Genomic DNA, 21,461 nt, shown 5'->3' on the forward strand with positions numbered 1-21,461 from the left:
GGATCGGCCCAGCAACCTCGCGCGAGGTTGCTGCGCCGCCGTCAGGTAGTACTTGGGAGTGTTCGGATGGTCACTGGATGTGAAGAGAACTGCCGAGGGTCGCTAGACTGACTGGCGGAGATCGTTCCGGTCGTTTCGCCTCGGCCCGACCGGCACACCTCGCAGGGATCATCGCACAAGGAGTCACAGCATATGAGCATTCGCGTAGCCGTCATCGGAGCCAAGGGTCGGATGGGATCCCACGCCGTCGATGCGATCAACGATGCCGAAGGACTCGAACTCGTCGCCGCACTCGGCAGCAGCGATTCGCTGGAGACTCTGCTCGATCAGAACATCGACGTCGCCGTCGAACTGACCGTTCCTAAATCCACCGAGGACAATGTCACCTTCCTCGTCGAGAACGGCATCGACACCGTCGTCGGCACCACCGGCTGGGACAACGACCGCCTGGCCCGACTCGAAGCCACGCTGAAGAACCACCCGGAGACTGCGGTGCTCATCGCCCCGAACTTCTCGATCGGTGCCGTCCTGGCCATGCGCTTCGCCGAGCTCGCGGCCCCCTACTTCGACTCGGCCGAAGTCGTCGAGATCCACCACACCCGCAAACTCGACGCCCCGTCCGGCACGGCGAACCACACGGCCCAGCGCATCGCCGCCGCCCGCAATGCCGCCGGACTGCCAGCCGTTCCCGACTCCACCGAGTCCGATCCGCAGGGTGCACGCGGTGCCGTCATCGACGGAATCCACGTCCACGCCATCCGTCAGCAGGGCATGAACGCCCACGAAGAGATCCTCTTCGGCTCCGACGGCGAAGCCCTGACCATCCGCACGGACTCGCACTCCACCTCGGCGTTCATGCCCGGCATCGTCACCGCCGTGCGGTCCATCGCCGATTACACGGGGCTCATCCACGGCCTCGAGAACATGCTCGACCTCTGATGTCGAAGGCCAAGATCGGAGCGATCATCGTCTCCGTCGTCCTCGTCTTCTACTTCGTCCTCATGGGACAGCGGGCGTGGATCCTCGTCCGCGAACCCGCGATGATCCCCAAGATCATGGGTATCGCCCTGTTCGTCCTGCCCGTCATCGGCGCGTGGACGCTCATCGTCGAACTCGTCTTCGGTGCCCGTACGGAGAAGCTCGCGCGCATCCTCGGTGAGGAAGGCGGACTGCCCGTCGACGACCTGCCCAGGACGCCGGGCGGGAAGATCATCCGCGAGGCCGCCGACAGGGAATTCGTGAAGTACCAGGCCGAAGCCGAGGCCGCACCCGAGGATTGGCGGTCCTGGTTCCGGCTCTCGTGCGCCTACGATGCCAGCGGCGACCGCAAACGAGCGCGCGCCACGATGCGCAAATCGATCAGCCTTTTCCGGGAAGGTCAGAAGCAGGGCGCTTAGGTCCCGGCGACGCCACCCTGATGATGCCCGCGATTCCGCCTTCCAACGGGCCGCGGGCGCTGACAAATGCTTTCCACAGCAGAGGCAGCAGCACGAATGTGAGTGCGTGGATGACGAACTCGAGAGTCTGCTCGCCAGCAGTTGCGGATTCCTCCAACGGATCGCCGACGATCTGAGACCTCGTGATCTCCAACAGCACGACGTGCGCCGAATACACGCTCAACGGCATCGATCCCGGAGCCGACAGCGGGGCGAGCACCCATGACCGCCGACCCAACAGCACCGCGGCGGCCTGGCAGGCGACGATCGTCATCACCGCGGTCCCGCCGGTCGAGAGCAGGTCGAACGGTGTCCCCGAATGCGGTCCCGCGATCGCCAGCCACCACCACGAGGTCGCCGGAGTCACCCCGTAGCTGCCGGTGAAGAGGGCCGCCGTGAGATCCGTGCCCCACATCTGCGCAACCTCCACGAGTGCGGCATCCCCGCCGAAGACATTGAGCAGCAGCCACGAGGCGCCGCGGCCGACGACGAAGAGTGAGAGCCCGAGGGTGAACAGCGCGAGTAGGTGGCGCCCGATGTCGAGCTTCGCCACGGCCATGCCGAGCAGAATGTATGACAGCCACTGCAGCACCGGGTAATAGCCGGTGAGGAAGAGATCGGTGAGCATCGTCCCCGGCGTCGCGAAGTCGAAGAAGCCCATCGGCAGGTAGCTCGGTTCGAGGAGGAACGTCGAACGCACCCACATCGACACAACGGGGGAGAGGACCATCCAGACCCCGGCGATCGTGAACAGCGCCCCCGCGCGCAGCCGCAGGAAGAACAGGGCGAGGGCGAACATGATCCCGTAGTTGACGAGGATGACCGCGAGCAGTCCGGAGATCGACCCGAGGCAGAGCCCGATGAGGACGATGGCCGCCGCCCGGATGAGCACGCTCGGTGCCGCATCGCGCAACCGCCCCGACACCGCCATCCGCGATCGGGTCGAAAGCACCAGAGAACAGCCGGCGAGGACCGCGAACAGCGCCGAGGCGCGCCCGGCGAAGACCGCCGCCCAAGTCGGCATCCCCGTCTCGTCGCCGAGCGCGAAGATGTGCGTGACCATCATCGCCAAGAGCGCGATCCCGCGGGCGACATCGAGTCCGACGAGCCGACCATCGGGGCTGAGCCGACGGGCAACCCTCGCCGAGGTGGCCGTGGAGTCCGCGTCGTGCGCTCGGTGAGGTTCCGCCGGGTGAGAGCTCATGGAACGATTCTCACACGACTTCACTTCTGCGCGCCCTCCCGCGTACGCTCCCGGGGTATCTTTATGCCATGACCTTCAACCCGAACGCCGATATCAGCGGCAACAGGACGAGCAAACGCGGTCGCAACACCGCCATCGTCGGCGGTGGCGGCGTGGGGATCGTCGGCTTGCTCGTCTTCCTCATCGGACCGCTGCTCGGCGTTGATGTCACCGGACTGATGGGCGGAATCACCCCGGACGACGGCGGCCAGAACCAGTCGAGCGGGACCAGCATGTCCCAGTGCGATACGGGTGAGGACGCGAACACGAACATCGACTGTCGAATGGCTGGCGCGCAGGTCGTCCTCGATGACTACTGGGCACAGCAGGTCGACGGCTACGAACCGCCGGCGATGACACTGGTCGACGGTCAGACCTCGACCGGCTGCGGGACCGCATCGAACCAGGTCGGACCCTTCTACTGCCCGGCCGATCAGGGCGTCTACATCGACCCGAGCTTCTTCGACATTCTGCGTCAGCAGTACGGTGCCTCGGCCGATGAACTCGCCCAGCTCTATATCGTCGGCCACGAATGGGGCCACCACATCCAGAACATCACCGGCGTGATGAGCGAGCACCCGAACAACGGCACCGGTCCGGAGAGCAACGGAGTGCGCACCGAACTCCAAGCCGACTGCTACGCGGGCGCCTGGCTGGGCAAGGTCACCACTCTCACCGACGACAACGGCACTCCGTATCTCGAAGAGCCCTCCAAAGAGCAGCTCGACGACGCTCTCAACGCGGCCTTCGTCGTCGGCGACGACCACATCCAGGAGCAGTCCGGCTTCGTCAACCCGGAATCGTTCACCCACGGCTCGAGCAAGCAGCGCCAGAAATGGTTCACCACCGGATACAACGAGGGCCTGAACAGCTGCGACACCTTCGCAGTGTCCGGCGATCAGCTGTGATGCGCAGATTTGCGAAGTGTGACGACCCGATTGCCACTGCCGGCATCATCAGGAACCGGCAGTGGCGATGAACAGCCATCCGCGGCCGGGAGCGTAGGGGAGATCGTGAATCTCGACCTCGGTGAATCCTGCTTCCGATAAAGTCTGTTCGAGCACAGACTTTGGTCTGAACCGCAGTGTGGACGTCGAATCGATGCGTTCTCCGTCAAGGTGGAAGATCGTTGGTGATACGAAGGTGACGAACTCACCTCCCACATTCGTCGTCTCGATCCACTCCTCGACCTCGCCCAAATCTCCCAGGTCGACGGTGCGGTGAGTCGCTTCTTTGGTCCACCGCTCCCAAGCTTGGTCCGCTGGATCACGTGTTTCGAACACCAACCTTCCCCCGGAACGAAGGCACCGACGGATTGTGCGCAATGTGGAGAGCCACTCATCGTCGTCGAGGAAGACCTGTGCGACATTCGCGGTCATCGTTGCCATATCGAAGGAGTTTCTCAGAGCGTTGTCCCCAGCCAGGGCGGAAACTGTGCCGATGACAAGCTCTGCTGAACCAGGTGTCAGTTTGGACTGTGCGATCTGCAAGGATGCTGCAGCCGGATCGACGCCGAGAGCACTGACTTCCATGTCGACGAGCCGAGCGATGAACTCCCCGGTGCCGCACCCCACGTCGAGCACAGTTTGCGCTCCGAATTTGGTTGCCAGGTTCACATACGTGTCCAGGTCCGATCGGTCAGGATCAAGAGGGTCATAGACCTGGGCTAGCCGGGGATGTGAAAAGCAGGCGTCAGGCATAGCTTCAGGGTAACTGCAGGAAGCAAATGAAGCATTCGATCAACGGCAGCGACCCTTGCCGCCGTTCGTCATACGGTGATATGAATAACTGAGGCAGCCCCATCGAGGGCAGCCACCCAGCCCCACCCGACGATCTGATCAAGGACGATCATGTCTCAGCTGTTCCCACACCTCTTCGAACCCATCACCATCGGCTCCACGGTGATCCGCAACCGCATCGTCTCCTCCGGCCATGACACCGTCCTCGACGATCACGGCCACATCGGCGACGACCTCGTCGCCTACCATGAGGCCCGCGCGAAAGGCGGAGCCGGACTCATCGTCCTCCAGGTCTCCGGCGTCCACGAAACCGCCCGCTACACCAGCCACGTCCTCATGGCCACCGACGAATCCTCCGCCCCCGGCTACCAAAACGTCGCCGAGGCGGTCCACCGCCACGGTGCCACGATCTTCGCCCAGCTCTTCCACCCCGGCCGCGAAGTCATGGACGGCGAGCGTGGCATGGCACCCCGGGCTAAGGCCCCGAGCGACGAACCGCAGGAACGCTTCAAAGTCGTCCCCGAGACTCTGACCACCGCCGAGGTCAGAGACATCATCGCCGGCTACGGACGCGCCGCGAAACGCATCGCCGACTCCGGAATCGACGGCGTCGAGATCGTCGCCAGCCACGGCTACCTGCCCATCCAATTCTTCAACCCCGCCGTCAACACCCGCACCGACGACTACGGCGGCAGCCCGGAGAACCGTCGCCGTTTCCTCACCGAGGTGGCCCAGACCGTCCGCCAGTCAGTCGGTCCTGATGTCGTGGTGGGCGTGCGGATCTCCGGTGAGGAGAAGACCGAGGACGGCCTCGTCGCCACCGAGATCCTCGACCTCATCGAACACCTCGACTCCCTGACCACCGACGGCGTCGACTGCCTCGACTACTTCTCGATCACCGCCGGCGATTCCTCCACTCTGCAGGGCGCCGTCCACATCGTGCCCTCGATGCAGATCGACCCCGGCTACGCCGCGAACCTGTCCGAGCAGGTCAAGAAGATCACCGACAAGACCGTCATGGTCGCCGGCCGCATCAACCAACCCCACGAAGCCGAAACCGCGATCGCCGAGGGTCGCACCGATATGGCGATCATGACCCGCGCGATGATCTGCGACCCCGAAATCGCGAACAAATCCCGGGCCGACAAAGTCGACGAGATCCGCGCCTGCATCGGCTGCAACCAAGCCTGCATCGGCCACTTCCAACAGGGCGTGCCGATCTCGTGCATCCAATACCCCGAATCGGGCAGGGAACTCACCTTCCTTCCCCGACCGACGGTGCGCACCCGACGCGAGATCCTCGTCGTCGGCGGGGGACCGGCCGGACTCAAGGCCGCCGCGGTCGCCGCCGAACAGGGCGATGACGTCGTCCTGTGCGAGAAGGAGCCCCACCTCGGCGGGGCGGTGCTGCTGGCTCAGGAACTGCCGTATCGATCCGAATTCGGGGGAGCGGCGACGAACCTTTCCGCCGAGGCAGCCCGCGCCGGCGTCGACATCCGCACCTCCGTACCGGCCACCCAGGACCTCATCACCGAGGTGGCCCCCGACCACGTCATCATCGCCACGGGAGCCGAACAGCGCATGCCCGCCCTCGAGATCGCCGACGACGCATTCGTCATCGGTGCCCGCGACTATCTGCGGGAGTCCCCGGACCTGCCGCCAGGCCGCGTGCTCGTCACGGACTGGAAGGGCGATTGGATCGGACTCGGCATCGCCCTGCGGCTGGCCGAGGCCGGGCGACACGTGAGCTTGGCGACGGCGGCGAACTTCGCCGGTGCCGCGATCCAGCAGTACACGCGCACCCTGCTCGTGTCCCAAGCGCTGCGGACCGGTCGGGTGCAATTCGTCAACGACGTGCGCCTCGTCGGAGTCGATGTCGACACCGGGTACCTGCAATCCACACTCTGCGAGGTCGTCCACGAGGTCGCCGATGTCGCCGCGACGATCGTCTCCGGAGCACCACGCTCTGTTCCGGTCGACCTCGACTTCGGGGCCGCCTCGGTGACGGTGATCGGTGACGCCCTGGCCCCGCGCACGGTCGAAGAGGCCGTGTACGAAGGGCTGACCGCGGCCACCACTCTGGCCGAACGACGAACACCGGTCACGGCGTGAGCCCACGACCGGCCCAACCTGCCGCCGAAACCGAGGCGAAGAAGGCGGCGATCATCGCGGCCACCCTCGACCAGATCGTCGACCGAGGCCCCACGGCTGTCCGCATGTCCGATGTAGCGAAGGCCGTCGGCATGTCGGTCGGGACAGTGCAGTACTACTTCGGGTCACGCGATGCCCTGCTCGCCGCAGCTTTCTCGGCCCACAGCGATGCGGTGCTCAAGGACATCGCCGACATGGCGAACCATAATGGCAAGAACACAGGCGAAGGGACAGAAACCGGTTCGCCTCGGTCCCGCCTGCACGCGGCCTTCACCGCCGTCCACGAGGTCGGCAACCACGGCCAGAGGTCGCGGATCTGGATCGAGCTCGTCACCGCGGCACGCACCCATACGAGCCTGCAAGACTGTGTCGATTCCGTCTTCGCCGGTTGGCGCAGCCTGTTCTCACGCATCATCGGTGACGGCATCAGGACCGGAGATTTCACTCTTTACGGGCTCACCGCCACCGAGGTGGTCGATACGTTCATCGCCATCATCGACGGCTTCGACCTCGCCGCCGTTGCCGGACAGGGACCCGAGCCGACGACGATGGCGCGCATCCTCGGCGCTACTGCGGACGGCCTGTTGAGCGGTGGGAGTCCGGGCGCCGCTGCGACGCATTCGGGTCCGCACAATCCGGTCCGGTCATAGCCCGGCCCGCCTCACAGCCTGGCGATCGTCTCCACGTCCTCACCGAACTCCCGGGCCGTCTCCTCGGACACCGTCGCCCGCGTCGCCCGCAGCGCTTCGAGATAGTCATCGGTCGAAAGCACATCAGACCGGGAGGCGATATCGACGTGCTGCTGTCGCAGCGACGAGGCCAGAGCTTCCTGCGAAGCCCGCCGGGCCGCATATTCGATATCGGCCGGGGTCAGCCCGTCACTGGCATCGACGAGCACATCGAGATCGACACCGGCGATCGTATGCTCGGGAATGTAGCGCGACCAGATCGCCTCCCTGGCGGTCGCATCCGGCAATCCGATGGGAATGACATAGTCGAAGCGCCCATGCCGCAGGAACGCCGCATCGAGGGCACGGACGAAGTTCGTCGCACAGATGAGCAGCCGGCCCTCCCGATCCCGGAACTCCGCAACCTGCTTGAGCAGCTCATTCGTCACCCCCTGCGTCGGCGACGGCGGCTCACCTCCGCGCTTCGACGCGATCTCCTCGACCTCATCGATGAACACCACAGCATGCTCGAGCTCATTGATCTGCTCGAACGTTGTGCGCAGACCCGCCGCCACACCGCCGGGCTCACCGGACAGACGCGACGGGAACACCTCGACGAACGGCCAGTCCAACCGCGACGCCACCGCCTTCGCGAACGTCGTCTTCCCCGTCCCCGGCGGACCGAAGAGCATCACCGCCCGAGGCGGCACGACCCCGAAATGATCGGCGAGATCCGGTTCGGCCAAGGGCACGACGAGGCGATCCTCGAGCATGTCCTTCTCCTCTTGCATCCCGCTCACCCCATCCCAGAGGTGGCGGGGCAGAATCCGTCCCCCGACCGTTTTGAGCCGGTCGAGCTCACGACGTTGGACGGGCAGATGCCGCTCGACGTACTTCAACCCGGACCGGGTCTCGAAACCGTTGGCCACCAGACCATCGCAGGCCGACGTCCCCGCGGGAATGAGCATCGACAGCTTCCCCAAGCCCAGCGGCATGAGGCGTCGTTCGAGTGCATCGAGCAGCCCCGCCTCGGCGCGGGTGCCCTGCTCAGGATCGGCACGCACCGCCTCCAGGACATGGAAGAATACGAGAACTCCCTGACCGTGTGCGGCGCGACCGACGGCGGCTCCGACGATCTCCTCATCGCGGACGGCCACGACGGCCTGATTGCGCTGGCAGGCGGCCAACACCTCGGAGAGCGGATAGAGCGGGGGAGCGGACTCGGATTCCGGGACGGCGGCTTCGAAGAGACGGATGATTCCGTCGAGGTCATCATCATGGAAATCGCGGATGCGGGTGCGGGTCATCGAAAACTCCTTTGTTTCGGTGGCGGGCAGGGCTCAAGAGTAGACGATCGAGCGGCTGCAGGTGTGATCCGTCTCTCAACGTGACCGCACGGTCGCCGCAGGCGAGGCGAACGACACCCGCAACGCGGGTGGACCACTGCACTCATGAGAGGACGTGGGCGCTATCCTGGTTCTATGGCGATTCTCGGTGACCAGGCAGCAGCGACTGCCATTGACGCGTTCGGTTCCGTCGGCACTGCAATGGTGACTCCATTCAAGCGCGACGGCAGCATCGACTATGCGTCCGTGGAGAAGGTGGCGAACCACCTCGTCGAGCTCGGCAACGACATGCTCGTCGTCTCCGGCACCACCGGCGAATCTCCGACGACGACCGACGACGAGAAGGTCGAACTCATCCGCGTCGTCCGCGGTGTCATCGGCAAGCGGGCGAAGATCGTCGCCGGCACCGGCAACAACGTCACCGCACACACCATCGACCTCTCCCGCCGTTCGGCCGATGCCGGAGCCGACGGGATCCTGCTCGTCACCCCGTACTATTCGAAGCCGACCCAACCGGCGATCGAAGCCCATATGCGCGCGGCCGCCGACTCCACCGACCTGCCGGTCATGCTCTATGACATTCCCGGCCGGGCCGGTGCCCCGATCATCACGGACACCCTGCTGCGACTCTCGGACCACCCGAACATCCTCGCGGTCAAGGACGCCAAGGGCGACCTCTTCGCCTCCTCGTACGTCATGAACAACTCCTCGCTCGTGTACTACTCCGGCGAGGACGCCCTCAACCTGCCGCTGCTGTCCCTCGGCGCGCTCGGACTCGTGTCCGTGGCCGGACATGTCTGCTCGGACCGGTTCGCCGCCATGGTCTCCGCAGTGGCGAACAACGACCTCAACACCGCACGCACCCTTTCCCGCGACACCGCGGACGTGGTGGATGCGCTCATGAACCACATGCCGGGAGTGATCTCGGCGAAGGCCGCTCTGCAGGCCCAAGGAATACTCGACAACCGCGACGTGCGTATGCCGCTGCTCCCAGCTGATGAGGAGCAGATGGCGTTCGTCGCCGCCCAATTGACCAGGAGTGGTTACCTCAGTGAATAATGCATTGACCCAAGAACTGTCCCTCCCGCCGAAGATGGACAAAGAAGCCGTCCGCATCGTCGCGCTCGGCGGACTCGGCGAAGTCGGTCGCAATATGACCGTCTTCGAATACCACGGCAAACTCCTCATCGTCGACTGCGGTGTGCTCTTCCCAGAAGAGGACCAGCCCGGCGTCGACCTCATCCTCCCCGACTTCTCCTACCTGGATGACCGCCTCGACGACATCATCGGCCTCGTGCTCACCCACGGCCACGAAGACCACATCGGCGCCGTTCCCTACCTGCTGCGCCGCAAGGGCGACATCCCGATCCTCGGTTCGCAGCTGACGATCGCGCTCATCGAAGCCAAGCTCAAAGAGCACCGCATCAAGCCCATCACCCGCGTGGTGAAGGAAGACGATGTCGACCAGCTCGGTCCCTTCGACCTCGAATTCGTCGCCGTCAACCACTCGATCCCCGATGCCCTGGCCGTGTTCATCCGCACCGGCGCCGGAAACATCCTGCACACCGGTGACTTCAAGATGGACCAGCTGCCGCTCGACGGCCGCATCACCGACCTCCGCGCCTTCGCCCGCCTCGGCGAAGAAGGCGTCGACCTGTTCATGACAGACTCGACGAACGCCGAGGTTCCCGGCTTCACCGCGCTGGAGAAGGACATCGGGCCCGTGCTCGAGAACCTCTTCGGCACCGCCGAACGGCGCATCATAGTCGCCTCGTTCTCCTCCCACGTCCACCGTGTGCAGCAGGTGCTCAACGCCGCCACCGCCCATGGTCGCAAGGTGGCCCTCGTCGGCCGCTCCATGGTGCGCAATATGAAGATCGCCGAGGACCTCGGCTACCTCAACGTGCCGGCGGGAACGCTCATCGACATCAAGAAGGTCGACGACTACCCCGAGGACCAGATCGTCCTCATGTGCACCGGCTCCCAGGGTGAGCCGATGGCCGCCCTGTCCCGCATGGCCAACCGCAACCACCGCGTCGACGTCGGCGACGGCGACACCGTCATCCTCGCCTCCTCGCTCATCCCCGGCAACGAGAACTCCGTGTTCAAGGTCATCAACGGCCTGATGAAGCTCGGCGCGCGTGTCATCTCGAAGGCCGACGCGAAGATCCACGTGTCCGGCCACGCCTCCGGCGGCGAGCTGCTCTACTGCTACAACATCGTCAAGCCCCGCGGAGTCATGCCCGTCCACGGCGAATGGCGCCACCTGTTGGCCAACGCCCGCCACGCCGAGGCGACCGGCGTCGACCCGAACAACATCGTCCTGGCCGATGACGGCTGGGTCGTCGACCTCAAGGACGGTCATGCCGAGGTCGTCGGCGCCGTCGACTGCAACTACGTCTTCGTCGACGGTTCGTCGGTCGGTGAGATCACCGAGGCGGACCTCAAGGATCGCTTGGTCCTGTCCGGTGAGGGCTTCGTGACGATCTTCATGGCCGTGAACTCGCAGACGAAGTCGCTCATCGCCGGACCCGAGATCCACGCCCGCGGTGTGGCCGAGTCCGATGACGTCTTCGACTCGATCGTCCCGAAGGTCCAGAAGGCCGTCGAGGATGCTCTGCGTGACGGCACCACCGATCAGTACCAGCTCCAGCAGGTGGTGCGCCGCACCATCGGCCGCTGGGTGTCGTCGAAGCTGCGCCGCAAGCCGATGATCGTCCCCATGGTCGTCATCGTCTGAGACTCCGCTTTCGAGCGGCTCCGTCGTCGGTCTCTTGCCCGACGAAACTGCGAACGCCCGCGGATGCCTCCTCGTGAGGCTCTGCGGGCGTTGTCGCGTTCTGGGCGAATCGCCTTTTGATCGGCGCATCGCGTTTGAACCCGATGCGTGGATCAAAAGGCGATGACTCCCGACTCAAAAGGCGATGACACCTGGTGCGGGGGACGATTCGCGCGTGCGGAAGCGTCAAGTGCGGGCACGATCCGCGCGGGCGTGAGCGTCAAGCGCGAGCGGTGGGCTCCGGTTCGTCGTCGGGGTCGGAGGTGCGAAGGTCGCTGACGCCCGCTTCAAGGCCCGGCAGGGGCTTGCCCGGCGAGCGGCGGATCATCACCACGACGGCGGCGAGGCCGATGACAATCGCAGTGAGGACGACGGTGCCCGCGTTGAAGCCCAGCCCGTTGAGTCCGATGAACGCCAGGGCACCCGCGGCCAATGAGTAGACGAGCATCGGGATCGAGGTGCGACGGATGAGCTCGCCCTCCCGGCCGATGAGTCCCACCGTCGCCGAGGCGGCCACGACGTTGTGCACGGCCACCATATTTCCAGCGGCGCCGCCGACCGCCTGAGCCGCGACCACGGTCTCGGGGCTGGCGGCACCGATCGCGGTGCCGGTGGAGAACTGGAACTGCGAGAACATGACGTTCGAGACGGTGTTCGATCCGGCGACGAAGGCACCCAGGGCACCGACGAACGGGGCGAACAGCGGCCAGGCGTCGCCCACGGAACTGGCGGCCGCCTCGGCGAGGGTGACCGGCATCGACTCCAAGCCGGCGCCGTTGTAGTCGGCGCCGGAGTTGATGAACACGCGAACCAGCGGCAGGGAACACAGCAGGGCAACGGCCGCGCCGGCGATCTGCGAACCGGCGATCTGCCAGGACCCTGCGATCTGCTTCTTCGTCATCCGGTGGATGAAGTACGTCAGTCCGCAGGCGAGGACGAAGATCGCGCCGGGCGACCACAGCAGATCCATGTTCTGGCTGATCGGGGTGCCGAAGATGTTGTCGATCTTGATCACGGCCGGACCGTTGAGGAACTCCTTGATCGCGGGCACATTGCGGGTGATGAGCAGCAGGGCGACGACGATGAGATAGGGCGACCACGCCCGGGGCAGCGACATCTTCTTGGTCAGCTGCGCCTTCTCCTTGTTCGGGTCGACGGTGCCCATCCAGAAGGCCGGCCAGTTCTCGCGCGGTGCGAAGTCCCAGGTCTTCTTCGGCATGAGGAAGCCCATCCGCGAGGTCGTCACGACGATGGCCAGACCGATGAGCCCGCCGAGCAGAGACGGGAACTCCGGCCCGAGCACATTGGCCACGATGAGGTAGGGCACGATCATTGCCAGGGCCGCATAGATCGCGAACGGGGCGATGGCCAGGCCGTCGGCGAAGCGTCGGTTGGCACCGAAGAACCCGGTCATCAGGCAGGAGAGCAGCAGCGGGATGAGGATGCCGCAGCAGGCGTGGATGAGTGCGACCTGCGTGGCGGTGTGGGCGACGAATTCGGCCTGGCCGAGGCTGAGCTGACCGGCACGTTCGGCGACGTCGGCCGACATCGATCCGTCCTCCTGCGCCAGCCCGGAGCCGATGCCCAGCACCATCGGGGTGCCGACGGCGCCGAAGCTCACCGGTGTCGACTGGATGATGAGACCGGCGAGCACCGCGGCGATCGCGGGGAAGCCGAGGGCCAGCATGAGCGGGGCGACCACGGCGGCCGGAGTGCCGAATCCGGCGGCGCCCTCGATGAAGGATCCGAAGAGCCAGGCGACGATGATGACCTGCACCCGCCGGTCCGGGGAGATCGCGATGAAGCCGGCGCGGATCGTTTCGATCGCTCCGGACCGGGTGATCGTGGCCAGCAGCAGAAGTGCACCGAAGACGATCCACAGCAGGCCGATCGCGACGAGGAGGCCCTGGACGACCGAGGCGCCGATCGTCACCCACTCGATCTTCCAGGCGAAGTTCGCGACGAGCGCCGCGGCTATCAGTCCGACAGGCATGGCGTATTTCGCGGGCCAGCGGAATCCGATGAGAAGGATTCCGGCTAAGAGGATGGGGGAGAGGGCCAGGAGTGCTGCAACAGCGAGGTTGTCCACCATGAGTCCGATCCGCGGCGTCATTGCCGCATCGTTCCAAGGAACCGACCTGGTGCGACGATCTTCCTCAGCCGACCGAGAACCAGCGGTGGTCGGTGACGATGGGCCGCCTCGGCGAGTCCATGAGAGATGTTCCCCTTATCCTCCCCAGCCGCCTGATCAGAGTCAATGAACACACCGTCTCGAATGCAGGATATGGTTTGACGAGACGTGCATCACCTCATATTCTTTCGTTGTGTGAACAAACATTTTCACAATGTGAAAGTTTCGCAGTCAAAACCCCGTTGACCAGCGAACATATCGCATCACCAGATGTGGATAAGGACGCAGCACCGATGTGCTGACTAAGGAGAACCATCGATGACCGCTCATATCGAAAACCTGGACATCCCCGCCGGGATGGAGATCACCGGTGAGCTGCCGGACGGGGCTGAGAAGGTCCTCACGCCCAAGGCGCTTGAGCTCATCGTCGATCTGCACCGGAAGTTCAACGGCGACCGTCTCGAGCGCCTCGAGGCTCGCAAGGAACGCCAGGCCGAAATCGCCGCAGGCAAGGACCTCGACTTCCTCCCCGAGACCGCTGAGATCCGCAACGATCCCTCCTGGCAGGTCGCACCCCCGGCACCCGGTCTCGAAGACCGCCGCGTCGAGGTCACCGGCCCCACCTACAAGAAGATGACGATCAACGCGCTCAACTCCGGCGCGAAGGTGTGGCTGGCCGACCAGGAAGACGCGAACACCCCGCAGTGGGACTCGGTCATCCAGGGCCAGATCAACCTGCTCGACTCGCTCAACCGCGAAATCGACTTCACCTCGCCCGAGGGCAAGGAATACAAGCTCGCCCCCGACGAGGAGCTGCCGACCATCGTCGTGCGTCCTCGCGGCTGGCACATGCCGGAGAAGCACATCCTCATCGACGGTGAGGAGACCTCCGGTTCGCTCGTCGACTTCGCGCTGTACTTCTCGACCGCCGGTCAGATCCAGATCGAGAAGGGCCGCGGCCCCTACTTCTACCTCGCGAAGATGGAATCCCACCTCGAGGCCCGCCTGTGGAACCAGGTCTTCGAACACGCCGAGGATGCCTTCGGCCTGGCCCGCGGCACCATCCGCGCCACCGTGCTCATCGAGACCTACACCGCGGCTTTCGAGATGGAGGAGATCCTCTACGAGCTGCGCGAGCACTCCGCCGGACTCAATGCCGGTCGCTGGGACTACATCTTCTCCGTGATCAAGAACTTCCGCTCCCGCGGCTCCGATTTCCTGCTGCCGGACCGTTCGGACGTGACGATGACGGTGCCGTTCATGCGCGCCTACACCGAACTGCTCGTGCGCACCTGCCACAAGCGCGGGGCACATGCCATCGGCGGAATGTCCGCGTTCGTCCCCTCGAAGGACGAAGCCGCGAACAAGGCCGCCTTCGACAAGGTGCGCGAGGACAAGTCGCGTGAGGCCTCCAACGGTTTCGACGGCTCCTGGGTCGCACACCCCGGAATGGTCGCCCTCTGCAAGGAGGTCTTCACCGAGACCCTCGGCGAGAAGCCGAACCAGATCGACAACAAGCGCGAAGACGTCAACGTCACCGCTGCCGATCTGCTCGACGTGAAGTCGACCCCGGGTGCGATGACCGAGGCGGGCCTGCGTACCAACGTGTCCGTCGGCATCCAGTACCTGCGCGCCTGGCTCGAAGGCAACGGCGCGGTCGCCATCAACGGACTCATGGAGGACGCCGCGACCGCCGAGATCTCACGGTCCCAGGTGTGGCAGTGGCTCGATGCCGGAATCACCCTGGACTCCGGTGAGAAGGTGACGAAGGAGCTCGTCGAGCGCATCGTCGCCGAGGAGGTCGCCAAGCTGCCCGGTGACGACGCAGGCTGGAAGGACGCCACCGATACGTTCACCTCGGTCGCCCTCGACCCCGAGTACGTCGACTTCCTCACCCTGCCGGCGTACGCCCGCATGCCGTGATCGGCACTCGCTGACGAAGCCGAACGCCCCCGAAATCTGTGCCTGACGCACCGATTTCGGGGGCGTTCTTCGCTAAGCTCGACATACACGCTCCCACGTGAGGGTTCCAGCTCGACCCGCAGATGGGAGGTGCCGACGACGGATGGATCTACGGAGGTGGGGATGAGCCTGACCACAGACGAACTGCCCCGACTGGCCAGCCCCTCAAGCATCGCCGAACTCTCCGAGCTCATGGCCCGCGCCCATACTGAGCGCCGCACCGTGACCGTGTTCGGCGGCGGTACCGCCTTCGACGATCATCCGCCGGTCTCCACTCCGGGGCTCCTCATCGACCTGACATCCATCGCCGAGGCGGCCGATCCTCGCGGCGGCACCATCCGTGCCGGAGCCGGCTCCCGGATCAGCGCCCTGACCAGGTTCGCCGCACAGTCAGATCTGGAGCTCCTCGGCGACCTTCCCGCCGACCGCATCGAAGCCGGCGCCACCCTCGGTGGCATGATCGCCACCGCGGCCACCGGGCCCCGCAGTCTGCGCCGTCCCCGCCTGGCCGAGACCGTGGAATCCGTGACCGTCGTCGGTGCCGATGGGACCATCGCCCGCACCTCTCATGGGCTCCACCGGGACCTGGGCGGCCGCGATCTGCCCGGACTCGTCACCGGATCCTGGGGAACCCGAGCGATCATCGCCGAGGCCGAGATCCGTCTGACAGAGCGCCCCGCAGCGCAGAGATTCGTCTGGATTCCCGGCACCGAGGCGGCTGCCGATCTCCTCATCGCCCGCAGAGTCCCGGACGCGGTCGTCATCGAACGCCCACCCGGTTCACTGGCGGCGACAGTGGTCCTCATCGAAGGGGAGACCGACGAAGTCGAGGCCGAAGTGGGCCACCTCGTCGATCGGAACCCCGGTGCGACCCCGTGCGGGGAGCCGGAATGGTGGGGGCGCAGGGCGCGACTGGCCGCGACTATCGGAGTATCCGTGGTGCCGAGTTTCATTCCGACGCTCATCGATGCCGTCGCCCGACTGGAGACGACGATTGGCTTTCCGCTGCAGCTGCGCGGCAGTGCAACGGGCACGTTCGAACTGGGCATCGGCGCACCGGAATCCGAACCGGGGGTGGCCACCCGAGTGGCCCTCGAGCATCTGCGCAGCTTCGGCCTGCATGTCATCGCCGCCCGGCTGATCCACGCACCCGCACCGGTCTGGAACGAGGTGGACGCTTGGGGTCCGCAGCCGGGGCGGTCGGGTCTGCGCGAGATCAAGAAACTGGTCGACCCTCGAGGAATCCTGGCTCCGGGCCGCGGGATCGCCGGAATCTAGCGTCGCGCCACCGAGGCCGGGCGACCAAATTCGTGCGGCCGGCTCCGTACTTCTACTTGACCAACAGCACCGGGCATTCGGCCTCAAGGATGACTTGCTGTGCACTCGACCCGAGGAGCAGCTTCACCACGGGCGAGCGTCGCTTCGTGCTCATGACGATGAGTGCGGCATCGTGCTCGTCGGCGAGACTGAGGATCTGCTCGGCCGGGTCGGGCCCGGAACGGTGGACGGCATACTCGAGCCCCGCCTCGGCGAGGGAGGCACCCAACTTGGTGCATTCGGACAGGGACGACGTCGACGGGGCCGTCGTCGTATCCGTGCCGAACACGACCGCCTGCACCGCAGCGTTCTCACGGCGGGCCGCGGCGATCGCCTGCTTGAGCACCTCATCCGAGGCATCCGGACGCAGCGCCAGGACCACGGTATTTGAAGCCGAATTGATGCTCGGTGAGGCAGTGACCTGCAGCGACGGGGCAGGGAAGCGGCGCTGCGGAGTCGAATAGAGGTCAGTCATCGCAGTCCTCCGCTCAGCCGATTCCGATGACGCCGACGGCGACACCCACGGCGAGCATGACGAGGGCGACGATGAGCGCGCGCCACAGCACCTTCTTGTGGTGATCGCCGAGCTCGACGCCGGACAGGGACACGAGCAGCAGGATCGCGGGCACGAGCGGCGACTGCATGTGCACGGGCTGGCCGGTGATCGAGGCGCGGGCCATATCCGCCGCGGAGATGCCGAAGTGGGAGGCGGTCTCGGCGAGCACGGGCAGGATGCCGAAGTAGAAGGCGTCGTTGCTCATGAAGAACGTCATCGGGATCGACAGCAGACCGGTGATGACGGCCATGTAGGGGCCCATCGAGTTCGGGATGACCTCGACGAGCCACTCGGCCATCGCGTCGACCATTCCGGTGCCGGACATGATGCCGGTGAGCACGCCCGCGGCCATGACCATGGCCACGACGGAGATGATCGCGGTCGCATGGGAGGCGAGCTCCTCCTGCTGGTCCTTCATCTTCGGGAAGTTGACCATGAGCGCGATGACGGTGCCGATCATGAACAGGTACGGCAGCGGCAGGATGTCGATGATGAGCAGGACCATCACGGCCACGGTCAGAGCCAGGTTGAACCAGAACAGCTTCGGACGCAGCGTTGCGCGGTTGGGATCGAGCGCGGTGTTCGACAGGCCCGTGCCGGAACCGGCGGAATCGCCTGTGTCGTTCGCGGAGGCGGGTCCCGCCTCGGGGGTGGTGTCATCATTCGCCGAGGCGGCCGAGCCGGATCCGTGTCCGTGACCACCCGCGGTGGTGCCCGCGGACGAACCCGCGGTCGTGCTGGCTCCGGCCACGGCGCCGACGAGGTCCATGCGACGATTCGAACCGCGGTCCTCGACCCAGGTGACGCCGTTCTTGGCCAGGCGGCGACGTTCGGAGATGCCGAGCACGTAGGCGAAGACGAGGCACACGAGCAGGCCGGCCACCAGGGAAGGAACCATGGGGACGAAGATCTCGTTCGCGTCGATCTGCAGCGCCGAGGAGGCTCGGGCAGTCGGACCGCCCCACGGGACGATGTTGAGCGTGCCGTTGATGAGGCCGGCGACGCAGGTGAGCACCACGGGTGACATCTCGAGGCGCTGGTAGATCGGCAACATGGCCGCGGTGACGACGATGAACGTCGTCGATCCGTCACCGTCGAGGGACACGGCGCCGGTGAGCAGTGCGGTGCCGAGGACGACCTTGACGGGGTCGTTGCCGGCGACCTTGAGGATGAACTCGACGAGCTTGTCGAAGAGGCCGACGTCGATCATGATGCCGAAGTAGATGATGGCGAAGAGCAGCAGCGCTGCTGTCGACGACATCGAGGCGATCGCGTCCATGACCATGTCCCCGATGCCCAGTCCTGCTCCGGCGAAGAGGCCGAAGATCGTGGGCACGAGGATGAGCGCGAGGATCGGCGAGAGTCGTTTGGTCATGATCAGAGTCATGAAGACGAGGATCATGGCAAAACCGAGAATGACAAGCACGAGCTTCTCCTTCGAAGGCGAATGTGAGGCTCGAAACACCGTAGGGCCCAGATCACGGGCCGCGCGCGCTTGTGTGCACTGATGGCGTTTAGATCGTTGCGCGCCTTTTGCGCATTGCGCTCAAACGCGGCTACGCTGAGCGCGTGCCCCGGTCCCATCGTTCGTTCTCCCGGCGTGTGCTGATCTCTCAGCTCGCGCTCGTCATTGTGATCCTCGCCCTGGTCACCGGAGTGTTCGCGTGGATGGGTGCGCGCACCGTCACCGAGGTGACCGAGACGAAGGCGCTGGCCACTGCCCGCACGCTGGCGATCGATCCGGACGTCCGCGCCGCCGCCACCCAGGCTTCGGCCGAGCATGCCGAGAAACCCGATGAGCAGCTCGTGACCTCGATGTTGGCGATCACCGATGATCTGCGCGACCGCTCGGGCATCAGCTTCGCCGTCATCACCGACGACCGCGGCATCCGACTCACCCACCCTGATCGGTCGAAGATCGGACACAGGGTCTCGACGTCGCCGGAGGAGGCACTTGCCGGACGCGAGAACGTCTCCCACGAATCAGGAACCCTGGGCGAGACGGTGCGGGCGAAGGTGCCGATCTATTCGAATGAGGACGGCAAGACCGTCGTCGGTGAGGTCTCGGTCGGCATCTTCGCCTCCGTGCTCGATGCCGATGTCCGCCGCGAACTCATCCTGCTCGGCACCGTGGCGGTGCTCGCCCTCGCTCTCGGCGGGGTCGTCTCCGTCATGCTCGGGCGCCGTCTGCGGCGGGAGACGCTCGGCGTCGGACCCGAAGAGCTTGCCGAGATGGCCCGCGACCAAGGGGCCGTGCTCCACGGTCTCGACGACGGGGTGCTCGGGTTCGATACGAACGGGAAGTTGACCCTGAGCAATTCGAACGCGAAGGAGCTGCTCGGTGCCTCCTCGGCGAAGCACGTTGACCGCGCGGGCGAAACGGCCGGCGCGAACGGGGGAGCCGCCTCGGCGGGGGATTCCGACCGCGAACTGGTCGACGCCTCCGACGACGAACTCGTCAATGTGCCCGATGAGATCACCGCGCTCATGGCCGACGCCCCGGCGGACGGAGCCCTGCGGCGGCGTGTCACGATCGGCGACCGGATCCTGCTGGCAACAGCCGTGCGGGTCCAACGCGACGGGGTGTCCGTCGGCGGGGTCGTGACCCTCCGCGACGAGACCCAGATGCTCACGATGGCTCGCCAGCTCGAGTCCGTCACCGCCATGGCTCGGGCCCTGCGCACCCAGCGGCACGAGTTCGCCAACCGGCTGCATACCGTGCTCGGACTCGTCGACACGGGCGCCACCGATGAGGCCCACACCTACCTGTCCTCCATCCTGGGCACCGGGCCGATCACGACTCCCGTCGAGGACATCGACCTCGTGTCCGACCCGTATCTGCGGGCCGTTCTGGAAGCGAAGGGAACGACCGCCGCCGAGGCGGGAGTGGCCCTGGCCGTCACCCCGGACTCCCTGGCCGTCGGTGCGGTCCGCGACCCGGAGGCAGTCACGCTCATCCTCGGCAACCTCATCGACAATGCCGTCCGTGCGGCCGTCGCAGGCCGGCGGTACGCCGAGGACGGAGGCCGGGTCGAAGTGCAGGTGCTCAGCTCCGGGACGGAGCTCCACGCGGTCGTCACGGACACCGGTGACGGGATCGACGACGAGGTGGCGGGGAAGATCTTCGACGAGGGATTCTCGACCTCGACGGCCGCCTCGGCGCCGGATTTCGGGATCGGGCTGACCACCGGAACCGGCACCGGGGACGGTCACGGACTCGGCATCGGACTGGCGCTCAGCCGCCGGGTCGCGGAGATGGGCGGGGGAGCGGTGTGGCTCATCGACGGCCACGACCCGGACCTCGGCGGGGCGAGCTTCGGCATGCGCCTGCCCGACGCCCTCGATGAATTTCAGCAAGATGAGGAGAGATGATGGTCAACGTTCTCGTGCTCGATGACGATTTCTTCGTCGGGCAGATCCACGCCCGGTACGTCGACGAAGTGCCCGGCTTCACGGCACTCGAACCCGTCCGCGACCTGAAGACGGCCCGCGAGGTCATCGCCGAGAACGAGGTCGATCTGCTTCTCGTCGACTACGTCCTGCCGGAGGGCACCGGGGTCGAACTCATCCGCGAGACCGATATCGACGCGATCGTGCTCTCGGCGGTCACGGATCCGCAGGTGGTCCGCTCGTCGCTGCGCGCGGGGGCGATGACGTACATCGTCAAGCCCTTCGCCGCCGAGGTGCTGCAGAACTTCCTGCGCCGCTACGCACGATTCCTCCGCTATTGGGAACGAGAGAAGGTCGGGCAGACCGACCTCGAGCGGCAGCTGCGCAACCTCCACGATGCCGCGGCCGTCGGCGGGACCGGAGCGAGCCCGGCGGGATCGTCGACGACGACCCGGATCCTCGCCGCGCTCGAGGAGGCGAGCGGTCCGATGACGGCCCTCGAGGTCGCCGAGGCGGTTGGTGCCTCCCGTGCGACCGCGCAGCGGCATCTGGCGAAACTTGCCGAAGCCCGCACGATCACGGTGTCCCTGCAGTACGGCAACACCGGCCGCCCCGAACACCTCTACGCCACCCGCTGAGGTGTTTCGGGTTCGTCTCGGTCACTCTCGATCTCTTTCGATCGACGACTTCGGCGCTGCCTGGCCGCAGTGATTCTGCCGCCAACGGCAAGTTAAGTGTGCGCA

Annotated in this window: 17 protein-coding genes; 11 read left to right on the forward strand and 6 right to left on the reverse strand. The window is 65.7% G+C overall.

The window, feature by feature from the left end:
* Nucleotides 1–192: 192 nt before the first annotated feature.
* Nucleotides 193–939, forward strand: a complete 747-nt coding sequence (gene dapB / locus KTJ89_RS16955) for a 4-hydroxy-tetrahydrodipicolinate reductase (RefSeq protein ID WP_139908414.1) — start codon at nucleotides 193–195, stop codon at nucleotides 937–939.
* Nucleotides 939–1,397 (forward strand): tetratricopeptide repeat protein, encoded by a 459-nt coding sequence (locus tag KTJ89_RS16960; RefSeq protein ID WP_139908413.1) that lies wholly within the window; start codon nucleotides 939–941, stop codon nucleotides 1,395–1,397. The genes dapB and KTJ89_RS16960 overlap by 1 nt, the downstream gene beginning before the upstream one ends.
* Here KTJ89_RS16960 and KTJ89_RS16965 read toward each other — a convergent pair.
* Nucleotides 1,360–2,640, reverse strand: a complete 1,281-nt coding sequence (locus KTJ89_RS16965) for a heparan-alpha-glucosaminide N-acetyltransferase domain-containing protein (protein WP_259358586.1) — start codon at nucleotides 2,638–2,640, stop codon at nucleotides 1,360–1,362. The genes KTJ89_RS16960 and KTJ89_RS16965 overlap by 38 nt on opposite strands.
* A gap of 68 nt (nucleotides 2,641–2,708) precedes the next feature.
* Here KTJ89_RS16965 and ypfJ point away from each other — a divergent pair, with 68 nt between their 5' ends.
* On the forward strand, nucleotides 2,709–3,587 hold the full coding sequence (gene ypfJ, locus KTJ89_RS16970) for a KPN_02809 family neutral zinc metallopeptidase (RefSeq protein WP_259358587.1): 879 nt from the start codon (nucleotides 2,709–2,711) through the stop codon (nucleotides 3,585–3,587).
* Between the two features lie 48 nt (nucleotides 3,588–3,635).
* Here ypfJ and KTJ89_RS16975 read toward each other — a convergent pair whose 3' ends face one another.
* The gene (locus tag KTJ89_RS16975) at nucleotides 3,636–4,295 is read right to left on the reverse strand and encodes a class I SAM-dependent methyltransferase (protein ID WP_259358588.1); all 660 of its coding nucleotides are present in this window, start codon (nucleotides 4,293–4,295) and stop codon (nucleotides 3,636–3,638) included.
* Between the two features lie 234 nt (nucleotides 4,296–4,529).
* On the opposite strand from KTJ89_RS16975, the gene KTJ89_RS16980 reads away from it, so the two are divergent.
* A complete protein-coding gene (locus tag KTJ89_RS16980; RefSeq protein WP_259358589.1) occupies nucleotides 4,530–6,530 on the forward strand; it encodes an oxidoreductase in 2,001 nt (666 codons plus the stop codon).
* Nucleotides 6,527–7,219: a TetR/AcrR family transcriptional regulator gene (locus KTJ89_RS16985; protein WP_259358590.1), complete on the forward strand. Its 693-nt coding sequence runs from the start codon at nucleotides 6,527–6,529 to the stop codon at nucleotides 7,217–7,219. Before KTJ89_RS16980 ends, KTJ89_RS16985 begins: the two co-directional genes overlap by 4 nt.
* 11 nt (nucleotides 7,220–7,230) lie before the next feature.
* On the opposite strand, the gene KTJ89_RS16990 is transcribed toward KTJ89_RS16985, so the two are convergent.
* Nucleotides 7,231–8,544, reverse strand: coding sequence for an ATP-binding protein (locus KTJ89_RS16990; protein ID WP_259358591.1), 1,314 nt, complete (start codon nucleotides 8,542–8,544; stop codon nucleotides 7,231–7,233).
* A 174-nt stretch (nucleotides 8,545–8,718) separates the two neighbouring features.
* Here KTJ89_RS16990 and dapA point away from each other — a divergent pair, with 174 nt between their 5' ends.
* Both dapA and KTJ89_RS17000 read left to right on the forward strand, forming a co-directional pair.
* On the forward strand, nucleotides 8,719–9,642 hold the full coding sequence (dapA, locus tag KTJ89_RS16995; protein ID WP_259358592.1) for a 4-hydroxy-tetrahydrodipicolinate synthase: 924 nt from the start codon (nucleotides 8,719–8,721) through the stop codon (nucleotides 9,640–9,642).
* 34 nt (nucleotides 9,643–9,676) lie between these two features.
* Nucleotides 9,677–11,323, forward strand: a complete 1,647-nt coding sequence (locus KTJ89_RS17000; protein WP_259358734.1) for a ribonuclease J — start codon at nucleotides 9,677–9,679, stop codon at nucleotides 11,321–11,323.
* A gap of 259 nt (nucleotides 11,324–11,582) precedes the next feature.
* Here the strand turns inward: KTJ89_RS17000 and KTJ89_RS17005 are convergent, their stop codons facing one another.
* Nucleotides 11,583–13,475 carry an L-lactate permease gene (locus tag KTJ89_RS17005; RefSeq protein WP_259358593.1) on the reverse strand — a complete coding sequence of 631 codons (1,893 nt, stop codon included), beginning with the start codon at nucleotides 13,473–13,475 and terminating at the stop codon, nucleotides 11,583–11,585.
* A gap of 336 nt (nucleotides 13,476–13,811) precedes the next feature.
* Between KTJ89_RS17005 and aceB the strand changes: the two genes are divergently transcribed.
* Both aceB and KTJ89_RS17015 read left to right on the forward strand, forming a co-directional pair.
* Nucleotides 13,812–15,416, forward strand: a complete 1,605-nt coding sequence (gene aceB / locus KTJ89_RS17010; RefSeq protein ID WP_139908405.1) for a malate synthase A — start codon at nucleotides 13,812–13,814, stop codon at nucleotides 15,414–15,416.
* A gap of 162 nt (nucleotides 15,417–15,578) precedes the next feature.
* Complete coding sequence (locus KTJ89_RS17015; protein WP_259358594.1) at nucleotides 15,579–16,733, forward strand: FAD-binding oxidoreductase; 1,155 nt, start codon at nucleotides 15,579–15,581, stop codon at nucleotides 16,731–16,733.
* Between the two features lie 52 nt (nucleotides 16,734–16,785).
* On the opposite strand, the gene KTJ89_RS17020 is transcribed toward KTJ89_RS17015, so the two are convergent.
* Both KTJ89_RS17020 and KTJ89_RS17025 read right to left on the reverse strand, forming a co-directional pair.
* Nucleotides 16,786–17,247 (reverse strand): universal stress protein, encoded by a 462-nt coding sequence (locus tag KTJ89_RS17020; RefSeq protein WP_259358595.1) that lies wholly within the window; start codon nucleotides 17,245–17,247, stop codon nucleotides 16,786–16,788.
* Nucleotides 17,248–17,260: 13 nt separating this feature from the next.
* Nucleotides 17,261–18,754 (reverse strand): CitMHS family transporter, encoded by a 1,494-nt coding sequence (locus tag KTJ89_RS17025; RefSeq protein ID WP_259358596.1) that lies wholly within the window; start codon nucleotides 18,752–18,754, stop codon nucleotides 17,261–17,263.
* A gap of 143 nt (nucleotides 18,755–18,897) precedes the next feature.
* Between KTJ89_RS17025 and KTJ89_RS17030 the strand changes: the two genes are divergently transcribed.
* Entirely contained in the window at nucleotides 18,898–20,700 is a 1,803-nt protein-coding gene (locus KTJ89_RS17030) for an ATP-binding protein (protein ID WP_259358597.1), read from the forward strand.
* Nucleotides 20,700–21,356: a response regulator gene (locus tag KTJ89_RS17035; RefSeq protein ID WP_139468945.1), complete on the forward strand. Its 657-nt coding sequence runs from the start codon at nucleotides 20,700–20,702 to the stop codon at nucleotides 21,354–21,356. Before KTJ89_RS17030 ends, KTJ89_RS17035 begins: the two co-directional genes overlap by 1 nt.
* Nucleotides 21,357–21,461 lie beyond the last annotated feature (105 nt).

It is taken from the genome of Brevibacterium sediminis, assembly GCF_024895295.1.
Classification (GTDB): domain Bacteria; phylum Actinomycetota; class Actinomycetes; order Actinomycetales; family Brevibacteriaceae; genus Brevibacterium; species Brevibacterium sediminis.